Genomic DNA, 26,058 nt, shown 5'->3' on the forward strand with positions numbered 1-26,058 from the left:
GCAAGGGAATCACCTGCATATGATGTCATAGACCGGATTTGCGGTTAGGAAAACAAGGACGGGTCTGATCTGCGGGTAAAGTGCGTAAACCCGCCTTTGTCGCGCCGGACTTGATCCGGCATCCAGCCACGGTGCGTCTGCATGGTGAAAGAAGCCTCCCACGATCAAGGACTTGATCGCAATGGACCCCGGATCTGGTCCGGGGTGACGGAGTGGGAACGCAACGGCCTCAGCAAACGCAAACGCTCTTCAAGCCTCCGACATCGTTTTGAGCGCGTGAAAGGCCACGTCCACGATAGAGCGGAATATTTTTCCGCATTATCTCCCTTTAAGAGAATAATGCATCGGCAGTGCAACAAATACGCAAGCTCATCCCTTATTTGCTGAGGAAATCGGCGTATTCTTCGTCCCTTCCTTCGAGAATGCGTGTAAAAAGTGCATTATCCTCGTTTTCTTGCATAAAAAAGAGACAAGCCATGTCACAGGCAACGACGCCAGCCCGCTCATCCGGGTCAAAACCCTTTTATCGCAACTTCGGCTTTCAGGTTCTGATCGCCATGGTCATCGGCCTGCTGCTCGGGCTCGTTGCGCGCAATATCGGTCCTGATGCCGCCGGCAGCCCGAACTGGCTTTCCGTGACGTTGCAGACCATCGGCAGCATTTTCGTGCAGCTGTTGCGCGCGCTGGTGCCGCCGCTGATTTTCACGGCCATCGTCGCCTCCATCGCCAATCTCAAGAACCTCTCCAATGCGGCAAAGCTCGTCTGGCAGACGCTTCTGTGGTTCGCCATCACGGCGCTGATCGCCGTGGTCATTGGCATCGTCCTTGGCCTCGTCATTCAGCCGGGCGTGAACACCGCGATTGCCAATACCGCAGCGGCAGCACCCTCCTCCACCGGTTCCTGGCTCGACTTCCTGAAGGGTCTCGTCCCTGCCAACGTGTTCGGCCTCGAGGCCTCGACCAAGGTCAATAACGGTTCCGCCAGCACCTCGCTGAACTTCAACGTGTTGCAGCTGCTCGTGGTGTCGATTGCCTTTGGTGTCGCGGCGCTGAAAGCGGGCAAGGCGGCGGAGCCGTTCCTTGCCTTCAACCAGTCGCTGCTTGCCATCGTGCGCAAGATCCTGTGGTGGGTCATCCGCCTCACGCCCATTGGCACCATCGGCCTGCTCGGTCGCGCCGTTGACCAATATGGCTGGACGACGCTTTCGCAGCTTGGCTGGTATGCGGCGGCCGTTTATATCGGTCTGGCGCTGGTTCTCTTCGTGGTCTATCCGGCGCTGCTTCTCGCCCATGGCCTGAAGCCATCACGCTTCTTTGCAGGCGCATGGCCAGCAATCCAGCTCGCCTTCGTGTCGCGCTCCTCTATCGGCACCCTGCCCGTCACCGAAACCGTGACGGAAAAAAGCCTCGGCGTGCCGCGCGAATATGCCGCCTTCGCCGTGCCGCTCGGCGCCACCACCAAGATGGACGGCTGCGCCGCCATCTATCCGGCGATTTCGGCGATCTTCATCGCCCAGTTCTTCCAGGTGCCGCTCGGCATTCAGGACTATGTGCTGATCGTGTTCGTCTCGGTGCTTGGCTCGGCCGCAACGGCGGGCCTGACGGGTGCCGTGGTGATGCTGACGCTGACGCTCTCCACGCTCGGTCTCCCGCTCGAAGGTGTTGGCCTGCTGCTCGCCATCGACCCGATCCTCGACATGGGCCGCACGGCCGTCAACGTCGCCGGTCAGGCGCTGGTGCCCACCATCGTCGCCAAACGTGAAGGCATTCTGGACGAGGCAGTCTATAACAACGCCAAGGACATCGAGGCACTCGATGACCGCGACGCGGTTCCTGCCTGAACAAAGAACGACTGAAAGTGGTGCCGCCGGGGTGGTACCTTCATATCTCAATGATGGGCGTCGCTATCACTTTAGCGACGCCCAAATTGACAATAATCCCAAAAATATTGAAGTATAAATTTGCGAATCATCAATTTTAACTGCAATTATCCTAATATAATTATGGGAAACAAAATTGCACCGAGAAAAATATGAAAAAATCGTTTATAATTCTCCTGAGTATTTTCTCCTTCATTGCATTCCCTAATTTGACCGCAGCAGCGGGAACAACTGTTGATTCCGTATCCTATTCGTGCGCCAACAACGAAGTCCTACGTGTAGTTTACGTCAGCGGCGCCGATGGAAAAAGCTTCGCGATCCTGCAGCAGATGGAAGAAATGATACCTATGGCGGAAACAATATCGGCGTCCGGAGCGGTTTATAACGCAATCGACCCGAACTATAGCTACACTTTGCGCACGAAAGGCAGCAACGCCTCGCTTGAAGATAGCAGGGGCACGATACTGGACGGCTGCTCAGAGTAATAATGCAAAACAAGAACGGGTGGCGGCCGCGGACATCCCTGGCGTGAAAAGAAGATTGCGGCATCAGGCAATAGACGATGCAACTTTCCAGTCTTCACCCGCTTTTCCCGATCATGAATCAGGCGTATCAATCGCGGCAATAAAAGTGCCGCCCGGCTGTCATGTTCTAGGGAGAAACAAAATGCGCGTTTCCATCGTCTTAGGTTCGCTCGCCGCTCTACTGGCGCTCACCGCCTGCCAGACGCTGACGCCGGAAGAGCGCCGGGCGCGGGATGAGGCGACATGCCGGGGTTATGGTTTCCGCCCCGGCACCGACCCCATGGCGGGTTGCCTTCTCGATCTGGAAATGGATCGTCGCGCCGACAACCGCGCCTGGCAGGCGCAGATGAACCGCGACATGTTCTATCGTCCGGTGGTGGTGGAGCGGCGGATCATCGTCCAACCAAACCCCTGACCGGAATGAAGGCGACATTGCTGGCGGTTTCACCCTGCCTTGCCCTTGCGGCAAGTGTCGCCTGCGCGGCGGCAAGACGCGCGATGGGCACGCGGAAGGGCGAGCAGGACACGTAGTCGAGATCCGCATCCTCGCAGAAATGGATCGAGGCCGGGTCGCCGCCATGTTCGCCGCAGATGCCGAGTTTCAGCTCCGGACGCGTCTGGCGGCCGCGCTCGGCGGCAATGCGGATCAGCTCTCCCACACCGTCGAAATCGAGCGAGATGAACGGATCGCGTTCAATAATACCCTTGCGCTGATAGGTATTGATGAAACGTGCCGCGTCGTCACGGGAAATGCCGAAGGTCGTCTGCGTCAGATCGTTGGTGCCGAAGGAGAAGAACTCCGCAGCTTCCGCAATCACATGCGCGCGCAGCGCCGCACGCGGCAACTCGATCATGGTGCCGGTCAGATATTCGAGCGTCATGCCGGTCTCTTCCGCCACCTCGGCGGCCACAGTGTCGATGACGGCCTTGACGTAATCGAGTTCGGACCGGAGGCCGACCAGCGGCACCATGATCTCAGGCACGACAGGCGCACCGGTGATGCGCGCCGCCGCAACCGCAGCCTCAAAAATGGCGCGCGCCTGCATTTCGGCAATTTCGGGATAGGAAATGGCAAGCCGGCAGCCGCGATGGCCGAGCATGGGGTTGAATTCGTGCAGCGCATCCAGCCGCTGGCGGAATACGGTCTGCGGCATGCCCATGGCGGCGGCAACCTCTACGATCTCGCCATCGCTCTTCGGCAGGAATTCGTGCAGCGGCGGATCAAGCAGGCGGATCGTCACCGGCAGGCCGTGCATGATCTGGAAAAGCTCGGTGAAATCCGAACGCTGCATCGGCAAAAGCCGGTCAAGCGCTGCCCGCCTGCCCTTTTCGCTTTCGGCGAGAATCATCTCGCGCATCACATGAATGCGGTCGCCTTCAAAGAACATATGCTCGGTGCGGCAAAGACCTATACCTTCTGCACCGAAGGCACGCGCGGCGCGGGCATCGGCCGGTGTATCAGCATTGGTGCGCACTGTCATACGGCGCAGATTATCGGCCCATTGCATCAGCTTCCCGAAGTCGCCTGACAGTTCAGGCTGCATCATCGGCACTTCACCTTTCATCACCCGGCCGGAAGAGCCGTCGATGGTGATGACATCGCCGCGTTTCAGCATGCAGCCAACGCCGATCAGCACCTTGTTGCGCATATCGACGCGCATCGAACCCGCACCGGTAACGCAGGGAATGCCCATGCCGCGCGCTACCACGGCGGCGTGGCTGGTCATGCCGCCGCGCGTGGTCAGAATGCCCTCGGCGGCATGCATGCCGTGAATATCTTCCGGACTGGTTTCGATGCGGACCAGAATGACGCTTCGGCCTTCAGCTTCCGCAGCGACCGCTTCTTCCGAGGTAAAGACGATCTCGCCGGTTGCCGCACCCGGGGAGGCAGGCAGGCCGGAGCCGATGATGGGCCGGGAAATACCGGGATCGATGGTGGGGTGCAGCAATTGGTCGAGCGATGACGGCTCGATGCGGCAGACGGCTTCTTCCTGCGAAATCAGCCCATCCTCGACCATATCGACGGCGATCTTCATGGCGGCGCGTGTGGTGCGCTTGCCGGAACGGGTCTGGAGCATCCAGAGCTTGCCGCGCTCGATGGTAAATTCCAGATCCTGCATGTCGCGATAGTGGGTCTCCAGCCGCTTGCAGATCACCATGAACTCGGCGAAAGCCTCCGGCATCAGCTTTTCCATGGAGGGTTTGTCGGAACCCGACGCCAGCCTCGCAGCCTCGGTGATGGATTGCGGCGTGCGGATGCCCGCAACCACGTCTTCGCCTTGAGCATTGACGAGGAACTCACCGTAAAGCTCCGCCTCTCCGGTGGAGGGATTGCGGGTGAAGGCAACGCCGGTTGCCGATGACGAGCCGAGATTACCAAAGACCATGGCCTGGACGTTGACCGCCGTGCCCCAATCGCCGGGAATATTGTGCAGGTGCCGGTAGGTCACGGCGCGATGGTTCGTCCAGCTGGCAAAGACTGCACCGATCGCGCCCCAGAGCTGAACATGGCAATCCTGCGGGAAAGCCTCTCCCAACTCGTCCTCGATCAGTTGCTTGTAAAGCGCAACGACATGCTGCCACTCGACCGCCGACATATCGGTATCGTATTCATGGCCGAGCCGGCCTTTCTCGTCTTCGAGAATTTCCTCGAACAGCTCATGGTCGAGACCCATGACGACATCGGCATACATCTGGATGAAGCGGCGATAGCTGTCCCAGGCGAAACGGGCGTCGCCCGCATCGTGGCCCAGCGCCTGCACCGTGCGGTCGTTGAGGCCGAGATTGAGCACCGTGTCCATCATGCCCGGCATGGAGGCACGCGCGCCTGATCGGACCGACAACAGCAGCGGCGTCTGGCTGCCGCCGAATGTCTTGCCGGTCACGGCTTCCATGCCGTGAAGGCCGGCCATGACCTGCAGCTTCAGCTCTTCGGGGAGATCGCGGCCGTTCTTGTGATAAAGGGCGCAGGCATCGGTTATGATGGTGAGGCCGGGGGGAACGGGAAGGCCGAGACTTGCCATTTCGGCAAGGTTTGCACCCTTGCCGCCCAATATAGCAACGTCACCTGCCCGGCCTTCGGCAGCACCGTTGCCGAAGGTATAAACCCACTTTTTCATTCCACGCTCTCCACCCAGAAGCGTTGTCATTTTTCTATCATCTACAGCATTGGCAGCATGTTGGAAACGCCACAACGTCCAGTTTACATCGCAGTGCAGCATAATTGCGGCGAATTGCGCGCCAGAATTGCCGCAAAAGCAAAATAACAGCGTTACTGACGCATTCGTGTAGTGCGCAGAAACGGAGTGTTCCCTAAGCCATCCACATCGCCCAAAAAGAGATTATTCATGCAATTTACTCGCCGCCACACGTTGAAATTTGCCGGAATTTCTTGCGCCGCCACCGCCCTTGCCGGTGCTCTTAGAGCAGAAGGCGACCCACCCGCAGCAAGTGCAGGCACCGCCCTTCCCTTTGCGCTGACCACGCCGATGCATGTCAGTCAGGCGGCGCTTCGGGTGCGCGATCTCGATCCGATGATCGATTATTACCGTTCCGTGCTCGGGTTGAATGAGGTTGCGCGCAACGCACGGGGCGTGACGCTCGGCGCCGGCAACGTTCCCCTGCTTGATCTCGTTCACAAGCCAACGGCGGATTATGAAAGCCCCACCTCAGCCGGCCTGTTCCACATCGCCTACCTGATGCCCACCCGCAAGGATCTGGCGCGGTGGCTGGTACATGCGGCCTTGAGGCAGGTGCCGCTCACGGGCTTTGCCGACCATAATGTCAGTGAAGCGGTCTATCTCAACGATCCCGAAGGCAACGGCATCGAGGTTTACAGCGACCGGCCGAAGGACACATGGGTCTGGAGCGGCAGCGTGGTTAAAATGGGGACCGAACCGCTCGATGTCGATGATCTCGTAACGCTGACCGACACCAAAAAGAGCGATTACGAGGCCGCACCTTCCGGCATGCGCATCGGGCATATCCACCTGCGGGTCGGCGAGATTGCCACCGCACGCGCCTTTTACGAGGAATCCGTTGGTCTCAAACCGACGCAGGATGCCCGTTCGGATGCCTCCTTCCTGTCATCGGGCGGATATCACCACCATCTGGCCGTCAACACATGGAACAGCCGGGGGGCGAAAGAGCGCAACGCCACCGAAACCGGCCTCGACTGGTTCTCTCTTGCCATCAAAAATCCCACGGACCTTGAAGCGCAGAAAACGCGGCTGCGGGCGGCCGGGTATGTGCTGGTGGAGATGGAAAACAAGGTTGTGGAAGCGATTGATCCGTGGGGCACGCGGCTGCGGTTGGTGCCGGTGTAAGAGGGCGGCAAGTCGGCTGGTTTCCTGTGACTGGTACAGGAACGAGGGACGCGAGGCACAACACCAAAAAAAAGCCTTGCGAGGCCACGGCAGCGACCTCGCAAGGCTTTCCATCCGGTACAGGAAACCGGATGGGGGGTCTGGAAAGAGCCCGAATTCCTTTCAAAAAGACATAGCAAAATGCCGCGCATTGTCGCCCACCCGAATGGGTGATGCGGCCAGATAAATTCGCGATGGACAAGGCTTAAGGGGCAGACCCGGAACGGGAAACTCAGACGGCTTCGCGCAGTTGCTCGGCAGTCTGCAAATCCACGGAAACCAGTTGCGACACGCCCTGTTCGGCCATGGTGACGCCGAAGAGGCGGTTCATGCGCGCCATGGTGATGGGATTGTGGGTGATGATGACGAAACGCGTTTCGGTGGAGGCAACCATTTCGTCCATCAGATTGCAGTAACGCTCGACATTATGGTCGTCGAGCGGCGCGTCCACCTCGTCCAGCACGCAGATCGGTGCGGGATTGGTGAGGAAGACCGCAAAGATCAGCGCCATGGCCGTCAGCGCCTGTTCACCGCCTGAAAGCAGCGTCATGGTCTGTGGCTTCTTGCCCGGAGGACGGGCGAGAATTTCCAGGCCGGCTTCCAGCGGATCGTCGGATTCGATCAGCTGCAATTCCGCCGTGCCGCCACCAAACAGATGGGTGAAAAGCCGCTGGAACTGCGAATTGACCACATCGAAGGCCGCAATCAACCGTTCACGGCCTTCGCGGTTGAGGTTCTGGATACCGGCGCGCAGCTTGCGCACCGCGTCGATGATATCGTCGCGTTCCTTGATGAGGGCCGCGAGCTTGGCGGAAAGCTCCGCCTGCTCTTCCTCGGCACGCAGGTTGACGGCGCCCAGTCTTTCACGCTCTATCTTCAGCCGGTCGAGATCGCGCTCGACATCGCGAATATCGGGCTTCGGCTGGTCGGGACCAAGGCCGGTCAGGCGCAACGCCATATGCGGCTCGGTATTCAGCGTTTCGCGGATGCGATGTTCGGTTTCCTGCCGCTTCTCGCGGGCGGAAACAAGCCGCTCTTCGGCGCGGCCGCGCTTTTCACGGGCTTCTGCCAGTTCGGAAAGGGCGGTGGTGGCAACGCGGTCGGCGGCGCGTTGCAGGTTTTCCGCCTCAGCCAGCCGGTCCGCGGCCAAGCGGCGGGCGTCTTCGGTTTTCTGAAGCTCGGTCAGGAGGTTGCGGCGTTTCTCGTCGAACTCTTCCGGCGCAATGTCCAGTTCGGCGATTTCCTCGCGCGCCTCTTCCTCACGCTCGCGCAGGGTGGCGATGTGATCGGCGGCACTGGCGGCCCGCGATGCCCAGGTGGACCGCTCCTGCGCGATTGCCTGAAGCCGGCGCTGGCGGCTTTCCGCCTCGCGGCTCACCCCCTCGTGGCGGGCGCGCGCTTCTGCCAGCAGGCCACGGTCAGTGGCGACTTCCAGCTGGCTTTCACGCAGGCGCAGATCAAGGGCGGAAAGATCCGGTGCATCTTCCATTTCGATGCGAGCGTTTTCTTCCTGAACGACGATCTCGTCGATCTGCGCGCCGATCTGATTCAGCGCTTCCGAGACGATATCCCGGCGGCGCAGAAGATCGCCAGAGGCGCGTTCGGCTGATGTCAGCGCCTCTCGTGCCTCGGCAAGATGACGCGTCACCAGCCGGCTTCTGTCGCGCACTTCCGAAAGCCGCAACTCGGCGCTTCTGATGTCGTCGGTCCTGATGGAGAGCTGTTCTTCGGCCTCCTCCAGACTGAAACGGGCCTCTTCCAGTTCCGTCTCGATTTCGGCAAGCCGGTTCTTTTGTGCCAGACGAAGGGCGGCGGCTCCCGGCGCATCAGCGCTGGCGATGTGGCCATCCCAGCGAAACAGCGCGCCCTCGCGCGTCACCAGCCGCTGACCGGCCTTCAGCGACGGCATCAGGCGCAAGGCTTCCGCAGTGTCGGCTGCAACGCCGATCTGGGCGAGACCGCGCCTTAATGCGTCCGGCGCCTGCGCATAGTTCAAAAGCGGCTTGACGCCCTGCGGCAAAGCAGGATCGCCCGCACCATCGCCGTTGCCGGCCCAATAGGCGGGAGCAGCGGGATCAAGGGCACTTTCGAGGTCGTCGCCAAGGGCTGCACCAAGCGCTGCCTCAAAACCACGTTCCACCGTCATTTCTTCCGCCACCGGCGTGAAGCTGCCATTGGCGGCAGCACTGGCCGCCAGGATTTTGGTGATGGTGCGCGCTTCCGTATCCAGAGCGTTCAGCCGGTTTCTCGCCGTTTCCAGCGGGCCGCGCGCCAGCGCTTCGGCGGACCGCGCCTCGGCAACGGCGGCTTCGGCTTCCTCTGCCACGATCAGAGCATCTTCCACCGCGATCTCGGCTGCCTCGACCGCCTCGCGGCGCTCCGAAGGATCGGGAAGGCCGGAGAGTTTTTCATCGACGGCATCGATCTCGGAGGATGCCTCCTGCGACTGGCGTTCCAGCCGGAGTTTACGATCGGAAAGCTCGCGGATCGCCCGTTCCAGCTGCTGGCGCCCGGCGGCGGCCTCGGCGCGCTCGGCGGTGATGGCAGTGAAAACGGTTTCGCTTTCAGTCAGTTTAGCGGCAGCTGCCTCAAAGGCTTCGCGCATCTCTTCGGCATGGCGGCCGGAATCAGCGAGGATTTCGAGAAGGTCTGCTTCTTCCTCATCGAGCCGCGCAAGGATCTGGGCGTTATCAGAGACAAGCCGTTCTTCGCGAACGATGTCTTCGCCAAGCTGCGACAAACGGCGCGCCAGCTCATCACGGCGGCGCAGCAGGCGGTTCGCCTCGTCATCCAGCTGGGTGCGGGCAATCTGCACACGTTGCAGGGCGGCAGCGACACGCGCTTCATCCTCGCGCAATTCCGGCAGCTTCAGGCTGGCAATGCCCTGCTGTTTGGCCGCCTCCATCTGCGCCTGCGCCTTTTCGGCAACGATGTTCGTGGCCTGATTAAGCGCGCTTTCCGCTTCGCCTTCGGCTTCCTTGGCTTCTACCCAGCGGATATGCAGCAGGGTCGCCTCGCGGGCGCGGATATCCGCCGACAGCATCTTGAAACGGTTGGCCTGCCGCGCCTGGCGTTTCAGGCTTTCGATCTGGCTTTCAAGCTGGGCGGTCACATCCTCCAGCCGCTCCAGATTGGTTTCGGCAGCGCGCAGGCGAAGCTCCGCTTCATGGCGGCGGGAATGCAGGCCGGAAATGCCGGCCGCCTCTTCCAGAAGCTGGCGGCGGGCCTGCGGCTTGGCATTGATGAGTTCACCGATACGCCCCTGCCCCACCATCGAGGGCGAACGCGCGCCGGTGGAGGCATCGGCAAACAGAAGCTGCACATCCTTGGCGCGCGCTTCCTTGCCGTTGATGCGATAGACCGAGCCGTTTTCGCGCTCGATGCGGCGCGTCACCTGAATTTCATCGGCATCGTTGAAGGCGGCGGGCGCGGTGCGATCGGAATTGTCGAGATAAAGGCCGACCTCGGCGGTGTTGCGGGCCGGGCGATTGCCGGAACCGGAGAAGATGACGTCATCCATGCCGGATGCGCGCATGTTCTTATAGGAGTTTTCGCCCATCACCCAGCGAAGCGCTTCGACCAGATTGGACTTGCCGCAACCATTGGGACCGACGACACCGGTCAGACCCGGCTCGATGATGAATTCCGAGGGTTCAACGAAGGATTTGAAACCGACGACGCGGAGCTTGTTGAACTTCATGCCGCTCCGCTCCGCCTGAAATAACGGCAATAAAAAACGGGCGAACGGAAATATCCGCCGCCCGTTCCTTTAAGGGTTCGGCGATCAGAGCAGCTTGTCGATGACAGCCGACATGGTTTCAACCGACATGTCTCCCGCGTATTTCTTGCCGTTGATGATGAAAGTCGGCGTGGAGTTGACGCCGAATTCCGTCGCACCGCGTTGCATCGTTGCGTTCACATCATCCAGAAGCTTCTGGTTCGTCAAGCAGGCCTCGAAAGACTCCTGTGAGAAACCGGCCATTTTCGACAATTGCAGCAGCGCCGCACGGGCATCCTGGGCTGTTGCCCAGCTCTGCTGCTGCTTGAACAGCATGGAAACGAACGGGAAATACTGTCCTTCCGGTGCGCAGCGCGCCAGCATGAAGGCAGCGGCGGCACGCGGATCGAACGGGAATTCGCGGATGACGAAATAGGCCTTGCCGGTATCGATGTATTTCTTCTTGATCTCGTCAAAGGTCTTGTTGTGGAAATTGGCGCAATGCGGGCAGGTCATCGACATATATTCGACGATCTTGACGGGAGCGTTCGCATCGCCGAGCGCCGCTTCCGGCAGCGGACCGGGCTTCAACACCGCAGCCATATCCACGTCACCGGTGGATTCAGGCAATTCCTGCGCCTGGGCAACGCCCGGCGTGAAGGCAAACGGCAGGGCCGTGGCAAGGGCAGCAAGTGCAACGCCGCCGAGAAGGCTGCGACGGGAAATGGTCAGTTCGGAAAAATGCATGAAAGCACCTGTTGGTAATAGACTCTATTGTCTGTTGATTCCGATATAGCGACGGCCTGTTCATCACAAGCGGGGTTTTGAACTCTTCTTGTCAAAGAATTGTGACCAGTCAAGGACCGTGCGCGACATCAAATCGTCCCGCCCCGCGGCTTCTTCTTCTGCATCACCGCCGTGCCGAGCCTTTCCACTGCCTTGCGCAGCGCTTCGCTCTCTATGCCGTCCATCATGTCGTCGAGACGTTTTGCCGCATCACCGCGCAGCGGCGGCGGCTTTCGCCGGCGGGGAACGGGCTGCGATACCGGCTTCTGCACGATCCTGATCTGGCGTACCGCCGGAAAGCCAAAAAAGCCGTTGATGCGGGCGATGAGCTCGCCCTGTGCGTGGGTGAGGAACAGAGCCCGCGCGCCTTCGCAGGCAATCGTCAGCACGCCCGGCTGGTAGCCGCCGCGATCCGGCCCTTCGTCGCGACGCGGCCAGGTAATCTTTTCCGGCCGCGTGCAATCGGCGAAGTCATCGCCGGCGATCTCGTCCCACGAGCCGAGCAGCGCCGTGTTGATGCCCGCCCGTTTCGACAGGAGGGGATCCATGATGCCATTGGCTATTTCGGCAATCTGGATGACGCCTTTGCGTGGATATCGCATTTTTCACTCGGGTTTCAGGACCGGACAGTCCGGAGCTTCTTGATAGGTCGGTATGAATGGCCCAACTATAGGCCGAATCGAAGAGAAACGGCAAACCATGCTTCAAAAAACCGCCCCGTCATCGCACGCGCAGATGCTGCTCGCATGGTACGACCGCCACCATCGCGAGTTGCCTTGGCGCACCTCGCCGGCCATGGCGGCACAAGGAAAACGTGCCGATCCCTATCATGTCTGGCTTTCCGAAGTGATGTTGCAGCAGACGACGGTGCAGGCGGTTAAACCCTATTTCCTGAAGTTCCTCGCAACGTGGCCTCATGTCAGCGATCTGGCGGCGGCACCGGTTGAGGATGTGATGGCTGCATGGGCGGGACTTGGTTATTACGCCCGCGCCCGCAACCTGAAAAAATGTGCGGAAGCCGTGGCGAAAGACCATGGCGGCGTCTTTCCCGATACCGAAGAGGGCCTGAAGAAGCTGCCCGGCATCGGCGACTATACATCTGCTGCCGTGGCGGCCATTGCGTTCAACCGGCAGGCGGCGGTGATGGACGGTAATGTGGAGCGCGTCATCTCCCGCCTTTTCGCCATAGATGCACCCCTGCCCGGCTCGAAACCCGCCATGAAGGCGAAGGTGGCGGAGCTTACGCCTTCCGACCGGCCGGGCGATTTTGCGCAGGCGATGATGGATCTCGGTGCGACGATCTGCACGCCGAAGCGCCCTGCCTGCGCGCTCTGTCCGTTCAATGGCGGCTGTCTGGCGCTTGCCCACGACGAGCCGGAGCGGTTTCCGGTCAAGGCCGCGAAAAAGGCAAAACCGGTGCGGCTGGGAGCCGCCTTCGTGGCGGTGAATGCAAGCGGCGAAATTCTGCTGCGGCGGCGCATAGAAAGCGGCCTTCTCGGTGGCATGACGGAGGTGCCGACAACGGCATGGACCGCCCGCGTGGATGGCGGCACCGACACGAGCCACGCGCCTTTTGCCGCGTCTTGGCAAGCGGCGGGCGTCATCGTGCATGTCTTCACACATTTCGAGCTGCGGCTCACCGTCTATCGGGCACAGGTGCCGGATGGGCTTGAAACTGGCGCGGATGACGGATGGTGGGAGCCGGTTACAAATCTTGACGCGCAAGCCTTGCCGACGGTGATGAAAAAAGTCATCGCACAGGCTATTCCATCCGCATTCGATGAAAGCAGGAAGTTTCGATGACCAAGATTGAGCATATCGTATTCGACATCGGCAAGGTACTGATCCACTACGATCCGCATATTCCCTATAGCCGCCTCATTCCCGATGCCGACGAGCGCAAATGGTTCTTCGAGAATGTCTGCACCCATGACTGGAACCTCGAACAGGATCGCGGACGCGGCTGGGAAGACGCCGAGGCGCTGCTGATGGAGCAGTTTCCCGAGCGGGAAGAGCATATCCGCGCCTTCCGCAAGTTCTGGCATGAGATGGTCTCGCATTCCTATGACGACAGCGTCGCGATCATGACCGGCCTGATCGACAACGGCCACGACGTGACGATGCTGACCAACTTCGCCTCCGATACCTTCCGCGAAGCGCAGAAGATGTTCCCCTTCCTCGCCCTGCCGCGCGGCGTGACGGTTTCTGGCGATGTGAAGCTGCTGAAACCGGATGTGGCGATCTACGAGCTGCACGCGAAGGAATTTGGCCTCGACCCTGCCGCAAGCATCTTCATTGACGATACGCTTGTGAATGTCGAAGGCGCCAAGGCCGCCGGCTGGCAGGCGGTGCATTTTACCGGAGCGGAAAAGCTGAAGCAGGATCTGCAATCCTACGGCGTGGATGTCTGACAGACCATCAGATCCAAAAAGAAAATTGGCGCAGGCGGAAATGGCGGTCTCCTGCCTGCGCCAGTCCTGCCGCAAGCGGCATGGGACAGCAATGTTTTCGTGAACTTTCCGAACCGGATTTTCACAACCATTGCTTTGCGTAGGACACTATGACCGTTCTCTTGCGCGAAACTTGTCTGGCTAAATTTAGATATTCAAAAATACCAACGCCCGACACCGAAGTGCCGGGCGTTGGTCGTTCTCCATCCGGGACTGAAGGTACTAAACCGGACGGAGACGTATGCTAAAAATGGCGGGCGGTGGATCGTTGCCTTCAGCCTTTTGGGCTTTAGACTGTCAGGCCTTTGCCAGTTCACTGCGGATGATTGTTCTCAGATCATCGATAGGCTTCAGCTGGTCGCCATCCTCGAAGTGCCAGAACGTCCATCCGTTGCATGCGTCGAGACCCTGCACCTTTGCACCAAGACGGTGAATGGAGCCGGCAGTCCCGCCGGATGCAATCGTACCATCGGCACGAATAATGGCGCTATAACGGCGCTTTGCATCGGTCAGCACCTGGCCGGGACGGACGAGACCGCTTTCCACCAGGGTGTTGAAGGCGACACGCGGTTCGGCCCTCTTGCCGGTCATGACGGTCAGCTCCGCCTTGCCGAGCGGCTCGACGGCAGCGATGCGGGCAGAGGCCGCGTCGATGTAATCCTGTTCGCGCTCGATACCAACGAAGTGGCGGCCGAGACGTTTTGCAACCGCACCCGTGGTGCCGGAGCCGAAGAACGGGTCGAGCACGATGTCGCCAGGCTTGGTGGAGGCCATGATGATGCGTGCGAGCAATGCTTCCGGCTTCTGGGTCGGATGCACCTTCTTGCCGTCGTCACCTTTCAGCCGCTCATGACCGCTGCAAATCGGGAACAGCCAGTCGGAGCGCATCTGCACGTCGTCGTTGGAGGCCTTCAGCGCTTCGTAATTGAAGGTATAGCCCTTGGCTTTCGGATCGCGGCTCGCCCAGATCATGGTCTCATGGGCGTTCTGGAAACGGCGGCCCTTGAAGTTGGGCATGGGATTGGTCTTGCGCCAGACGATATCGTTCAGGATCCAGAAATCGAGGTTCTGGAGCATGGAACCGACGCGGAAGATGTTGTGGTAGGAGCCGATGACCCAGATGGTACCATTCGGCTTCAGCACGCGGCGGCAGGCCAGCAGCCAGGCGCGGGTGAAGGCATCATAGGCCTCGAAGGAGGAGAACTGGTCCCACTCGTCATCGACCGCATCAACCAGCGACTGATCTGGCCGGTGAAGCGTACCGCCAAGCTGGAGGTTGTAGGGCGGATCGGCGAAAATCGCATCCACCGACTGGCTCGGGAGGGCATCCAAGGCAGCGACACAATCACCTTTGATTATGCTGTCTTTCCAGGCGTCACTCTCGCCCGCACGATCAAAACCGGCACGCCGAAAATCGGCCAGCGGAAAAACTGCTGCCATTGGTACTCGCTCCATACGCTTACTCTCTACTGATGCTTATGGTTACCGAAGATGGTTATCAAAGCCTGAACAAGTCACGGAAAATGCGAAATAAATGGCTGTTGCGGCCGACACGCGCAATTTGCTGGCGCGGGCGGGGAACCCGAAGTGGCGTAAAAACGTTGTGCACAACGGGTTGTCCTGTTCCGCATGTCGGTGCTGGCAATACCGGCAACTCAGGGGGTAATCCGCAATGACGTCCGTAACGCGAGTGGCTTCTTTTTCAGTGCATGCCTTTTCCGCGGCTCTTCTTCTGGCGGCGCTGCCGTCAAGCTTGGGGGCGCAGGAGCCGGCACCGCTATACAACGTCGTCACCGACGCTGTGCTGTTCGATGGCGGCCCCTCGCTCGGCAACAGCGACAGGGTGCGGTGGGATTTTTACAAGGCTGACCGGGCCGGCGTGCGCAGTGACGTCAATGCCGGCGGCTCCTACGACGCCACCTTCGAAGCGAAGCTGCCGGCGGGCAAATATGTCGGCGTGGTAGCGCTGGGCAACATCCGTCGCGAAATACCCTTCGAGGTGAAGGAGGGAAGCCTAACGAGGCCAAAGGCGAATTTCGACGCGGCAGAACTGACGGTGGTGCCAAAACGCAGCCCCGGCGGCGATGTGGAAAGCCAGGCGAAAACCGAAATCACCAAAGACGATTTCAAGGACAGCGTCTACGGGCAGAACACGACCTTCGTGCCGGCGGGCGAACTCCTCCTCACCGGCAGCATCGGCCCTGCGCGTGCGCAGGAAACGCTTGCCATCAAGGCGGGCGAGACGATCAGCCACGACCTTGTCATCCCGAGCGGCGTGGTCGTTGCCAAAGCGGCCTATACGGACGGTGGCAAGGCTGTGGAAACGGACGATATCCGTTTCGAAGCGCTTTCAGCCAAGGAGACGCTTGATGGCACGCGCCAGACCATCAACGGTGTTTACGGCACCGGCAAAACCATGGAAATGCCTGCCGGCGATTTCGTGATGCGCGCGCGTCTTGGCAAGGTCACGGTGGAACAGCCCTTCACCGTAACTGCAGGAAAACGCATCGAGATCAACCTCAACCTCGATGCAGGTGTTCTGGCAATCACGGCACCGGGTGCGGAGCGGATCGACATCGTCGAAACGACCAAGGATCTCCAGGGCACGCAAAAGGAAATTTCCGGCCGTTACGGCAACCGGCATCAGGAGACCCTGCATCCCGGCGATTATTCGGTGAAGGTGAGCTACGACAAGAAATCCGGGCGCGAGCCGAAGGAGATCAAGGCGACGGTCAAGGCCGCCGAGAGAACCGAGACGAATGTGCCGGAGTAGCAGTAAGCCGCTGCCCGGCCGGGTGCGGCGGCGGCTCGCCAATCTTCACGCCGGTAAATCCTGATGCCGCGATGCGATCGCACAGCCTAATCCACTGGCAGCCGCGACAGGCCTCTCGGATGTCTCCGGCGGCAAAGGCCAGACGCATTTTCTCCAGCATCTCCGGCGTTGCCCGCAGCCGCTTTCCGGCGGTAATTGTCTCGTTCAAAAGCGTTGAAACCGAAAGCCGGGCCGCCTCGTCCCTCTGGACCACGCCCTCGTTGAAACAGTGGGCATGGCTTTCGCACAACAGGCCAACGCAGATATCGTCCGGCCCATCGACCAGCTCGATATCCTCTTCGCCGGCGTTCAGCCGAGCGGCGACACGGTCGTAGTTTTCGACAAAACCGGAGGTATATCCCTTCCCCACATAGGTCAGCATGCAGAGAAGGTGATGGGGACGAAGGCGGACCGTCACAGGGCACGTTTCCGATCAAGGAAAAAGATCGGCGGACAAAGGAAAAATCCGCTCCGTGATTTCGCCGTATCAGCAGCCATACATGCTCCCTTCACGCACCGCGGATCGTCATCGCGGGCGGATATCGATAACCGACTTTTCCGGCGGAGTCCAAACGAGCGCAGCCAATCGTTTCCGGCCTATCCGACGATGGCGAAGGCGTCGTGCACCGAGCCTGAAGGGGTGCGGATTGCCTTGCGACCGATCCATTGCACGTGCCCGTCGAGAATTCGCACCGCCTCCTCGGCACGGCCGCCGCGCAATGCGTCGAGGATTGCGCGGTGATCGGTATCGGTGCGGCGCTCCCATCCTGCCCGCCAGGCGGAAAACAGGAACCGGGCGCTCGCGGCATGCAGGCCGTCGATCGCCTCCATCAGGCGCGGCATGTTGCAAGGCGCCGTGATGAGGCGGTGGAAGCGGCGATTGGCCTCTTCCCAATGCTGCACATCGACCGCGCTATCGCCTTCGAGCGTGGCGGCCTCCGCCTGGTCGAGAATGGCTGAAGTCATGTTTGGAATGGCGTGGCGCAGCGCCAGAACCTCAAGCGCGGCGCGCATTTCCGCGACTTCGCGCACATCGGCGAGGCCGAAATCCGCGACCCGCACGCCGCGGCGCGGAATGCTGGCGGCCAAGCCCTGCGCCTCCAGCCTGCGGAACGCTTCGCGCACCGGCACATGCGATGCGCCGAATTCGGCGGCAATGTGATCCTGCCTCAGACGTTCACCCGGCGACAGCTCACCGCGCACGATGCGGTCAGCCAGAGTGCGGCTGATGCGTGCGGCAATGGTATCTTCGGGTCTGGTTTTCGCTGTCTTGGGCATAACATCCCATAACGCATCCGGCGCTGATCTGTGTAGCGGTTTTTGCACGCAGGAAACGCGCAAAGCCAAATCCCAGCTATGAGCCGGGCGCGACCGACCCTTGCGGGCCAGCCGGTTGAGCTTGACGCGGACTTGGTCTAAAAGCCCGGGCATCACTTTTTTCCAAGGCAAATCCGATACAGGGAGCGCCCATGAGCGGCTTCGACCTCATTATTTTCGACTGTGACGGCGTTCTGGTCGATTCCGAAATCATCGCCGCACAGGTGGAGTCCCGCCTTCTGACCGAGGCCGGGTATCCGATCTCCGTCGAGGAAATGGGCGAGCGTTTCGCCGGCATGACCTGGAAGAACATCCTCCTGCAGGTGGAAAGCGAAGCCAGCATCCCGTTTTCCGCATCGCTGCTCGACAAGTCGGAAAAGCTGCTCGACGCGCGGCTGGAACGCGACGTGAAGATCATCGAGGGCGTCAAGTTCGCTCTGTCGCGCCTGACGACACCGCGTTGCATCTGCTCGAATTCCTCCAGCCACCGCCTCGACATGATGCTGACGAAGGTGGGCCTGAAGCCCTATTTCGCACCGCATATCTACTCCGCCAAGGATCTCGGAGCCGACCGCGTCAAGCCGAAGCCGGATATCTTCCTGCATGGCGCAGCCCAGTTCGGCGTTTCACCGGATCGCGCCGTGGTAATCGAGGATTCCGTGCACGGCGTGCATGGTGCAAAGGCAGCCGGCATGCGCGTCATCGGCTTCACCGGCGCATCCCACACCTATTCGAGCCATGCCGACCGGTTGACGGATGCGGGCGCGGAAACGGTGATTTCACGCATGCAGGACCTGCCCGCCGTTATTGCAGCGATGGCGGAATGGGAAGGCGCTTTTTAATCTCTGGCTTTGTCACAAACGCCACTTCGTCATGCTCGGGCCTGTCCCGAGCATCTGCAACGACTTGATTCCACGATACGTGTTCGGATCCTCGGGACAGGCCCGAGGATGACGTTGCGTATGAACCGTGGTTTGTTTGCGATCTGCCCGAAAGCCCGCAGAAGCAGCCTCCGGTTTTTACATTTCGCCCGTCAAATCACCGGCGCTTGGTCTTGGCCTTTGCGCCCTGCTCGGCAAAACCGATATAGACACTGACCGACCTCGGTGCGCCGCCCGGTCCGTTGGGAATGGCGACATGATCGTTGTTGAAGATGAACTGCGTGCCGGCACCGCCTGCAGCAACGTCGATGGCGAAATTGGTCGTTTCGCCGTAAATCTCGCCGTCGCCGTCCTTAACGGTGACGCGGATCGGTACGGTCACGCGGCCGGGCTTCGACATCGGGCCGGGAACGAGACGGCCCTGGGCCAGCACGTTTACCGTCAGGGTGGTTTCGTTCGCGGTGCAAGAGCGCGTCGTGTCTGACAGCGAAACCTGATAGGCGAGTTTCTGCGGATCGTCCTTTGCGCCACCGGCATAGACGCGGTGGACGGCATTGGCATCGAGAACCGTGACCGTCGGGCAGTTGGCCTGCACCACCGGAGCAACGGCATTTGCCTGCGCCGCCGGAGGGTTGACGGCAAGCGAATCTGACGGATTGGAGGAATTGCATCCTGCAACAACGGCCAGAAGCGACATCGCGGCGGACAAACGCAAGAAATTCCCTGACACTCTTCTAATTCCCTCTCCATTGTCCCGGAACCGAACCGGAGACGCTGTTTATTGACCTTTCACGCAGGTTGGCGATGGTCTATAGCAGCGACGCCGGAAAAAATCGATTGGCATGTTTGGTTTTGCTTGAATTTTCAAAAAAGCCCTTCATTACCTCGCCAATCGCCTCATTCCGGCGGGATGCTGCTGATAAAGAGCCGGTAACGGCAACGGACAGACCGGTAAACGACAAGGGACTATCTCGTGAAATATGTATCGACCAGGGGTGCGGCCCCTTCGCTTGGTTTCTGCGACGCGCTTCTGGCGGGCCTTGGCCGTGATGGCGGGCTTTACGTGCCGCGCGAATGGCCCTCCATGTCGAAAAAGGAAATCCGCAACCTGCGCGGCAAGTCCTATCAGGACATCGCGTTTGAGGTTCTCTACCGTTTCACCGGCGGTGAAATTCCGGCCGACAAGTTCAGGGCGATGATCGACGACGCCTATGCGACATTCCGCCATCCGGCCGTAGCACCCCTGACGCAGACCGGGCCGAACACCTTCGTGCTGGAGCTTTTCCACGGCACCACGCTTGCCTTCAAGGACGTGGCGATGCAGCTTCTCGCCCGCCTGATGGATTATACGCTGGCTGAGCGCGGCGAGCGCGCCACCATCGTCGGCGCCACCTCCGGCGACACGGGCGGCGCAGCCATCGACGCCTTTGCCGGGCGCGAGCGCACCGACATCTTCATCCTTTTCCCCAATGGCAAGGTCTCTCCGGTGCAGCAGCGCCAGATGACGACCTCCACCGCCTCCAACGTGCATGCGCTGGCGATCAACGGCAATTTCGACGATTGCCAGAACCTCGTCAAAGAAATGTTCAACGACGCGAAGTTCCGCGACGGCGTCAAGCTTTCGGGCGTCAACTCCATCAACTGGGCGCGCATCATGGCGCAGGTGGTCTATTATTTCACGGCGTCCCTGTCGCTCGGCGGTCCCGACCGGAAGATTTCCTTCACCGTTCCAACGGGCAATTTCGGTGATATCTTCGCCGGTTACGTCGCCAAGAAGATGGGCCTGCCGATCGACAAGCTTGTCATCGCCACCAACGACAACGACATTCTGGCGCGCACGCTGAAGACAGGCCGTTACGAGATGCGCGGCGTCACGCCCACCACCTCGCCCTCGATGGACATCCAGATCTCATCCAATTTCGAGCGGCTGCTGTTTGAAGCCTATGGCCGCGATTCCGCTGCGGTAAAGGCATCGATGGATGGCCTCAAGCAATCCGGCGCGTTTGAAATCCCGCCGCATGCGCTGAAATTCATCAAGAAGGATTTCCGCGCCGGCCGTGCCACCGAAAAGCAGGTGGCGGCGACGATCCGCAATACGCTTGAGAAAACCGGTTACCTGATCGATCCGCATACGGCGACCGGCGTTTTTGTGGCGGAAAAACACGAAAAGGCATCAAGCCCGATGGTGGTCCTGTCCACTGCCCATCCGGCTAAATTCCCGGCCGCCGTAAAATCCGCTTGCGCAATCGACCCGGCGCTTCCAGTATGGCTAGCTGACATTATGAACCGGGAGGAGCGTTTCGACATTCTGGACGCAGAGCTGAAGACGGTGGAAACCTTCATCGGCAGCCACGCACGCGCCGGCAAATAGAGACGCGGAAAGACTTGATATGAGAGTTAATGTGACCCGGCTTTCGTCCGGGTTGACCGTTGTCACGGAAAGAATGCCGCATCTCGAAAGCGTTGCTCTTGGGGTGTGGATCAAATCCGGGTCCCGCAACGAGACGACTGCCGAGCACGGCATCGCCCATCTTCTCGAGCATATGGCCTTCAAGGGTACGGCGCGCCGCACCGCCCGGCAGATCGCCGAAGAGATCGAAAATGTCGGCGGCGAAGTCAACGCCGCGACATCGACGGAAACAACTTCATACTACGCCCGCGTCCTGAAAGACCACGTTCCGCTCGCCGTCGATATTCTTGCAGACATTCTGACGGAGTCGCTGTTCGACGAAGACGAGCTGGAGCGGGAGAAAAACGTCATCCTCCAGGAAATCGGTGCCGCCACCGATACGCCTGACGATGTGATTTTCGACAATTTTTCCGGCGTCGCCTATCGCGACCAGACCATCGGCCGCCCGATCCTCGGCACTCCGGAAACCGTGCAATCCTTCACCAGCGCCCAGATCAGGCATTATCTCGCCCGCAACTATACGACGGATCGCATCTTCGTCGTTGCAGCGGGTGCTGTCGACCACCAGAGCTTCGTGAAGCAGGTGGAAGAACGCTTTGCCTCGCTGCCGCAGCTGCCGGTCACCACGCCGGTTCTCGAAAAGGCGATCTATACCGGCGGGGAAATCCGCGAGACCCGTGACCTCATGGACGCGCAGGTGCTTCTCGGCTTCGAGGGCAAGGCCTATCACGCCCGCGATTTCTACTGTTCGCAAATTCTCGCCAATATTCTTGGGGGCGGCATGTCATCGCGCCTGTTCCAGGAAGTGCGAGAGTCCCGCGGCCTTTGTTATTCCGTTTATGCCTTCCATTGGGGTTTTTCCGACACCGGCATTTTCGGCGTGCATGCGGCGACCGGCGGCAACGACCTGCCGGAACTGATGCCCGTCATCGTCGACGAGTTGCGCAAATCTTCCCAGACCATTCATCAGGAAGAAATCGACCGCGCCCGCGCACAAATCCGCGCGCAACTGCTGATGGGTCAGGAAAGCCCGGCAGCCCGTGCCGGCCAGATGGCACGGCAGATGATGCTTTACGGCCGGCCTATCCCCAATGAGGAGATGATGGAGCGCCTGAACGACATCACGCGGGAACGCCTGACCGATCTTGCAGGACGGCTGTTTTTCGATACAGTTCCGACATTGTCTGCAATTGGCCCGCTCGAACAGCTGCCGCCTCTTTCAGACATTACTGCCGCGCTTTCCGCGCAGCAGCCCGCAAGGATAAAGGCGAACGGCTGAGGGTTGCGGTTTCTTTCCGTACAGGGATGGTGAATGCTGCGTTTTCTTTCCCGACATAACGACACCCCGGAACTGCGCAGCGCCAACCATCTTCTCAGACTGCCGCGCTATGGCGATTTCAAGCAGTGGCACGTTCTGCGCTCGGAAAGCCGTCAGTTTCTCCAGCCATGGGAACCCACCTGGCGCCCGGACGAACTGACGGAAGGCTCCTTCCGCACGCGTGTGGTGCGCAACGGCCAGGAGTTTTCCTCCGGCACCGCCGTGTCGTTTCTGCTATTCGAGAAGGAGACGTTGCTCGTTGGCGGCATCACCATCGGTTATATCAGGAGGGGTGCTGCACAAAGCTGCATGATTGGATATTGGGTGGGCGAACGCTACGCCGCGCAAGGCCATATGTCTGCCGCATTAAAATTGGTAATACCCTATATCTTCAACGGACTTCAGTTGCACCGTATCGAGGCAGCCTGTATTCCGGAAAACTTCAAAAGCATCCGGCTTCTCGAAAATGCCGGGTTCCAGCGGGAAGGCCTCTTGCGGGAATATCTGAAAATCAACGGCCAATGGCGGGATCATACGATGTTTTCCCTTCTTGCCGACAAGCAAAGCTCCAGTGGAACGAAGTACGATACATGACTTACACTCACTCTGCGCCGTGCCTGTCGAAACGTCTGGCGGCAATTGCACTGGCTGCGCCGTTCTTCCTGTTTTTCCTGCTTTTTTCGTCTCTTTCCTACGCCTTCGAGCCGGTGAAGATTTCCCGTGACGATACGGCGCTCGATCTCACCGCGACAACCGATATCTATGCCAATCAGGGTGAAGCCTTTCAGGTCTCGACCGCGCCCGGTCCGGATGGCATCCGCCGCCGTATCGAGGTGCGCGCCAGCTCCACCGACCATCAGGGCGACTGGGCCGTCTTCGCGCTCGCCAACGTCTCGGAAGAGCAGCTGGAGCGCGTTATCGTCGCACCGCATTTCCGTCTGGTGAATTCCAAGCTGTTCTGGCCCGATCTCGGCTCGCAGCGCATCATCGCGATCACACCGAGCGAAGGCTTTGCGCTTGACCGGCAGCCAAGCCCGGATGCCGACGTCTTCCGCATCACGCTCAATCCCGGCTCCGTCATCACCTTCGTCGCCGAGCTGTCGACCCCGCAATTGCCGCAGATCTATCTGTGGGAACCGGAAGCCTACAAGGATACGATCAACGCCTTCACGCTCTATCGCGGCATCGTTCTCGGCATTGCCGGCCTGCTGGCCGTGCTCCTGACCATCCTGTTCGTCGTCAAGGGAACCTCGGTTCTGCCGGCGTCGGCAGCGCTCGCCTGGGCGGTGCTCGCCTATATCTGCGTCGATTTCGGCTTCCTTGAAAAACTCATCACCGTCACATCCAGCGATCAGCGAATATGGAGGGCGGGCGCAGAAGTGGCTCTCGCCTCCAGCTTCGTGGTCTTCCTGTTCACCTATCTCAATCTAAACCGCTGGCACGCGCATCTGGGTTATGCGACCTTTGCCTGGGTGGTGGGGCTGGCGCTGCTGTTCGGCGTCGCGATTTACGATCCTTCGGTCGCCTCCGGTATCGCGCGCGTCTCCTTCGCGCTGACGGCGACGGCCGGCATCGCACTCATCATCTATCTTGGCTTCAACCGTTACGACCGGGCGATTTTGCTCGTTCCGTCCTGGGCGCTCATCCTCGTCTGGCTGTTCGGCAGCTGGCTGACGGTGACCGGACAATTGGACAACGACATCGTGCAGCCGGCGCTTGGCGGCGGGCTGGTGCTGATCGTGCTTCTGATCGGCTTCACAGTCATCCAGCACGCCTTTGCCGGCAGCGCCTATCAGCAGGGCCTGTTTTCCGATCTCGAACGGCAATCTCTCGCACTGACGGGCAGCGGCGATACCGTGTGGGACTGGGACGTGACGCGCGACCGCATCGTCACCACACCTGATATTTCCAACCGTCTGGGGCTGGAGCCCGGCACGATGCATGGTGCTGCGCGCAACTGGCTGCCGCGCCTGCATCCTGACGATCGCGACCGGTTCAAGGCAACGCTCGACGTGCTGCTCGACCATCGCAAGGGCCGCCTCAATCACGAATTCCGCATTCGCGCTGAAGACGGACATTTCCATTGGCTGCAAATCCGCGCCCGCCCGGTTCTCGGCTCCAACGGCGAAATCATCCGCTGCGTCGGCACCATCACCGACATCACCGAGCAGAAGAACTCGGTGGAGCGGCTGTTGCAGGATGCGATGAATGACAATCTGACCGGGCTACCAAACCGGCAGGTCTTCCTCGACCGCCTGCAATCGATCCTCAACCTCTCTCCTGAAAGCGACGGCGTGCGCCCGACGGTGATGGCGATCGATATCGACCGTTACAAGCTGGTCAACGATACGCTCGGCATTGCTGCAGGCGACAATATTCTCATCGCGCTGACACGGCGTCTGCGCCGCCTGTTGAAACCGCAGGATACGCTGGCGCGTCTCGGCGGCGATGAATTCGGCCTGATCCTGACCTCGGAGCGCGATCCGCAGCGGGTGGCCGATTTCGCCGATGCGGTGAACAAGGCAATCATGGTGCCGATCAATTTCGCCAATCGCGAAATCATCCTCACCGCCTCCATCGGCCTCGTTTCATGGATCGACCAGCAGGAAAGTGCCGCAGGTCTCTTGAGCGATGCGGAACTGGCGATGTACCGCGCCAAGCGCGCTGGCGGAAACCGCGTCGAGCCGTTCCGTCCCGCTTTCCGCACGTCCGGCACCGACCGCCTGCAAATGGAAAGCGATCTTCGCCGCGCCATCGAGCGCAAGGAGCTGTCGCTCGCCTATCAGCCCATCGTCAAGCTTGACGATGGCGCGCTGGCCGGTTTCGAGGCGCTGATGCGGTGGGAACACCCCAAGCGCGGCAACATTCCGCCAAGCGAATTCATACCCATCGCGGAAGCCTCCGGTCTGATCGAACCGCTCGGCATGTTCGCGCTGGAAAGGGCAGCGACCGACCTGATGGACTGGCAGCATTCCATCGAGAAGATGCCGATCTTCATCTCCGTCAATATTTCCAGCGCGCAATTGCTGAATAACGAACTGTATAACGACGTGCGCGGCATGCTGACGCGAACGCGCTGTAATCCGCAGCAGCTGAAGCTGGAGCTGACGGAATCCGTGGTGATGGAAAACCCGGAACAGGCGCGGCTGGTGCTTTCCAAGCTGAAGGAAACGGGCATCAGCCTCGCCATGGACGATTTCGGCACCGGCTATTCGTCACTTGCCTATCTCACCCGCTTCCCCTTCGACACGATCAAGCTCGACAAGGCACTGGTGGCAAATACCAGCGACAAGCGCAACGTGCTGCTGCGCTCCGTTATCGCCATGGCGCGCGCTCTCGATATGCAGGTGGTGGCGGAAGGCATTGAAACGCCTGAGGATGCGGCGGAACTCTCACGCATGAACTGCCATTTCGGCCAGAGCTTCCTGTTTGGCACACCGGTTTCCGGCGATGCGGCGCTGAAGCTTCTGCGGGAGCGGTTCCAGCCGACGAAGCGAGCTTCGTAAGAGGTATTGGAATATGGGTGGTAAAGGGCTACTCCATCCACCGCCGTCATTCCGGCATTGAGCCGGAATGACGGGAGAAGGAAACGGCGCGT

Annotated in this window: 20 protein-coding genes; 12 read left to right on the top strand and 8 right to left on the bottom strand. The window is 60.1% G+C overall.

Going from position 1 to position 26,058, the window contains the following annotated elements; translation table 11 throughout:
* Positions 1–476 precede the first annotated feature (476 nt).
* From F617_RS0101095 to F617_RS0101105, 3 genes are all read left to right on the top strand, one after another.
* Entirely contained in the window at positions 477–1,841 is a 1,365-nt protein-coding gene (locus tag F617_RS0101095) for a dicarboxylate/amino acid:cation symporter (protein ID WP_019564166.1), read from the top strand.
* A gap of 191 nt (positions 1,842–2,032) precedes the next feature.
* Positions 2,033–2,365 carry an MliC family protein gene (locus F617_RS26815; RefSeq protein WP_019564167.1) on the top strand — a complete coding sequence of 111 codons (333 nt, stop codon included), beginning with the start codon at positions 2,033–2,035 and terminating at the stop codon, positions 2,363–2,365.
* 181 nt (positions 2,366–2,546) lie between these two features.
* On the top strand, positions 2,547–2,819 hold the full coding sequence (locus tag F617_RS0101105) for a hypothetical protein (protein ID WP_003511845.1): 273 nt from the start codon (positions 2,547–2,549) through the stop codon (positions 2,817–2,819).
* Here the strand turns inward: F617_RS0101105 and ppdK are convergent.
* Positions 2,797–5,523, bottom strand: coding sequence for a pyruvate, phosphate dikinase (ppdK, locus tag F617_RS0101110; RefSeq protein ID WP_019564168.1), 2,727 nt, complete (start codon positions 5,521–5,523; stop codon positions 2,797–2,799). The two genes, F617_RS0101105 and ppdK, sit on opposite strands and share 23 nt — an antisense overlap.
* 228 nt (positions 5,524–5,751) lie before the next feature.
* On the opposite strand from ppdK, the gene F617_RS0101115 reads away from it, so the two are divergent.
* Positions 5,752–6,729 carry a VOC family protein gene (locus F617_RS0101115; protein ID WP_019564169.1) on the top strand — a complete coding sequence of 326 codons (978 nt, stop codon included), beginning with the start codon at positions 5,752–5,754 and terminating at the stop codon, positions 6,727–6,729.
* A gap of 271 nt (positions 6,730–7,000) precedes the next feature.
* Here F617_RS0101115 and F617_RS0101120 read toward each other — a convergent pair whose 3' ends face one another.
* The 3 genes from F617_RS0101120 to F617_RS0101130 all read right to left on the bottom strand — a co-directional run bounded on the left by F617_RS0101120 (position 7,001) and on the right by F617_RS0101130 (position 11,874).
* Positions 7,001–10,468 carry a chromosome segregation SMC family protein gene (locus tag F617_RS0101120; RefSeq protein ID WP_019564170.1) on the bottom strand — a complete coding sequence of 1,156 codons (3,468 nt, stop codon included), beginning with the start codon at positions 10,466–10,468 and terminating at the stop codon, positions 7,001–7,003.
* 84 nt (positions 10,469–10,552) lie between these two features.
* Positions 10,553–11,233, bottom strand: coding sequence for a DsbA family protein (locus F617_RS0101125; RefSeq protein WP_003511833.1), 681 nt, complete (start codon positions 11,231–11,233; stop codon positions 10,553–10,555).
* Positions 11,234–11,361: 128 nt separating this feature from the next.
* Entirely contained in the window at positions 11,362–11,874 is a 513-nt protein-coding gene (locus F617_RS0101130; RefSeq protein WP_003511832.1) for a DUF721 domain-containing protein, read from the bottom strand.
* Positions 11,875–11,971: 97 nt separating this feature from the next.
* Here F617_RS0101130 and mutY point away from each other — a divergent pair, with 97 nt between their 5' ends.
* Positions 11,972–13,075: an A/G-specific adenine glycosylase gene (gene mutY / locus F617_RS0101135; protein ID WP_026330609.1), complete on the top strand. Its 1,104-nt coding sequence runs from the start codon at positions 11,972–11,974 to the stop codon at positions 13,073–13,075.
* Positions 13,072–13,683 (top strand): HAD family phosphatase, encoded by a 612-nt coding sequence (locus F617_RS0101140; protein WP_019564172.1) that lies wholly within the window; start codon positions 13,072–13,074, stop codon positions 13,681–13,683. The genes mutY and F617_RS0101140 overlap by 4 nt, the downstream gene beginning before the upstream one ends.
* 336 nt (positions 13,684–14,019) lie before the next feature.
* Here F617_RS0101140 and F617_RS0101145 read toward each other — a convergent pair whose 3' ends face one another.
* Positions 14,020–15,162, bottom strand: coding sequence for a site-specific DNA-methyltransferase (locus F617_RS0101145; RefSeq protein ID WP_003511827.1), 1,143 nt, complete (start codon positions 15,160–15,162; stop codon positions 14,020–14,022).
* Between the two features lie 232 nt (positions 15,163–15,394).
* Here F617_RS0101145 and F617_RS0101150 point away from each other — a divergent pair, with 232 nt between their 5' ends.
* Positions 15,395–16,495 carry a hypothetical protein gene (locus F617_RS0101150; RefSeq protein ID WP_026330610.1) on the top strand — a complete coding sequence of 367 codons (1,101 nt, stop codon included), beginning with the start codon at positions 15,395–15,397 and terminating at the stop codon, positions 16,493–16,495.
* Here F617_RS0101150 and F617_RS0101155 read toward each other — a convergent pair.
* Positions 16,455–16,916, bottom strand: a complete 462-nt coding sequence (locus tag F617_RS0101155) for a DUF1284 domain-containing protein (RefSeq protein ID WP_026330611.1) — start codon at positions 16,914–16,916, stop codon at positions 16,455–16,457. The genes F617_RS0101150 and F617_RS0101155 overlap by 41 nt on opposite strands.
* Before the next feature lie 215 nt (positions 16,917–17,131).
* On the bottom strand, positions 17,132–17,812 hold the full coding sequence (locus tag F617_RS0101160) for a GntR family transcriptional regulator (RefSeq protein WP_013635630.1): 681 nt from the start codon (positions 17,810–17,812) through the stop codon (positions 17,132–17,134).
* Between the two features lie 191 nt (positions 17,813–18,003).
* On the opposite strand from F617_RS0101160, the gene F617_RS0101165 reads away from it, so the two are divergent.
* On the top strand, positions 18,004–18,693 hold the full coding sequence (locus F617_RS0101165) for an HAD family hydrolase (protein ID WP_013635629.1): 690 nt from the start codon (positions 18,004–18,006) through the stop codon (positions 18,691–18,693).
* A 196-nt stretch (positions 18,694–18,889) separates the two neighbouring features.
* Here F617_RS0101165 and F617_RS0101170 read toward each other — a convergent pair whose 3' ends face one another.
* Positions 18,890–19,429 (bottom strand): hypothetical protein, encoded by a 540-nt coding sequence (locus tag F617_RS0101170; protein ID WP_003511819.1) that lies wholly within the window; start codon positions 19,427–19,429, stop codon positions 18,890–18,892.
* Between the two features lie 276 nt (positions 19,430–19,705).
* Between F617_RS0101170 and thrC the strand changes: the two genes are divergently transcribed.
* From thrC to F617_RS0101190, 4 genes are read left to right on the top strand one after another with little or no spacing between them, the layout of a single operon-like run.
* Entirely contained in the window at positions 19,706–21,103 is a 1,398-nt protein-coding gene (thrC, locus tag F617_RS0101175) for a threonine synthase (protein WP_019564176.1), read from the top strand.
* Between the two features lie 19 nt (positions 21,104–21,122).
* Positions 21,123–22,421: a pitrilysin family protein gene (locus tag F617_RS0101180; protein WP_003511816.1), complete on the top strand. Its 1,299-nt coding sequence runs from the start codon at positions 21,123–21,125 to the stop codon at positions 22,419–22,421.
* Between the two features lie 33 nt (positions 22,422–22,454).
* The gene (locus F617_RS0101185; protein ID WP_003511814.1) at positions 22,455–23,054 is read left to right on the top strand and encodes a GNAT family N-acetyltransferase; all 600 of its coding nucleotides are present in this window, start codon (positions 22,455–22,457) and stop codon (positions 23,052–23,054) included.
* Positions 23,051–25,966 carry an EAL domain-containing protein gene (locus tag F617_RS0101190; protein ID WP_003511812.1) on the top strand — a complete coding sequence of 972 codons (2,916 nt, stop codon included), beginning with the start codon at positions 23,051–23,053 and terminating at the stop codon, positions 25,964–25,966. The genes F617_RS0101185 and F617_RS0101190 overlap by 4 nt, the downstream gene beginning before the upstream one ends.
* The last annotated feature ends 92 nt before the right edge of the window (positions 25,967–26,058 follow it).

The sequence above is a fragment of the Agrobacterium sp. 10MFCol1.1 genome (assembly GCF_000381165.1).
Lineage (GTDB): Bacteria > Pseudomonadota > Alphaproteobacteria > Rhizobiales > Rhizobiaceae > Agrobacterium > Agrobacterium tumefaciens.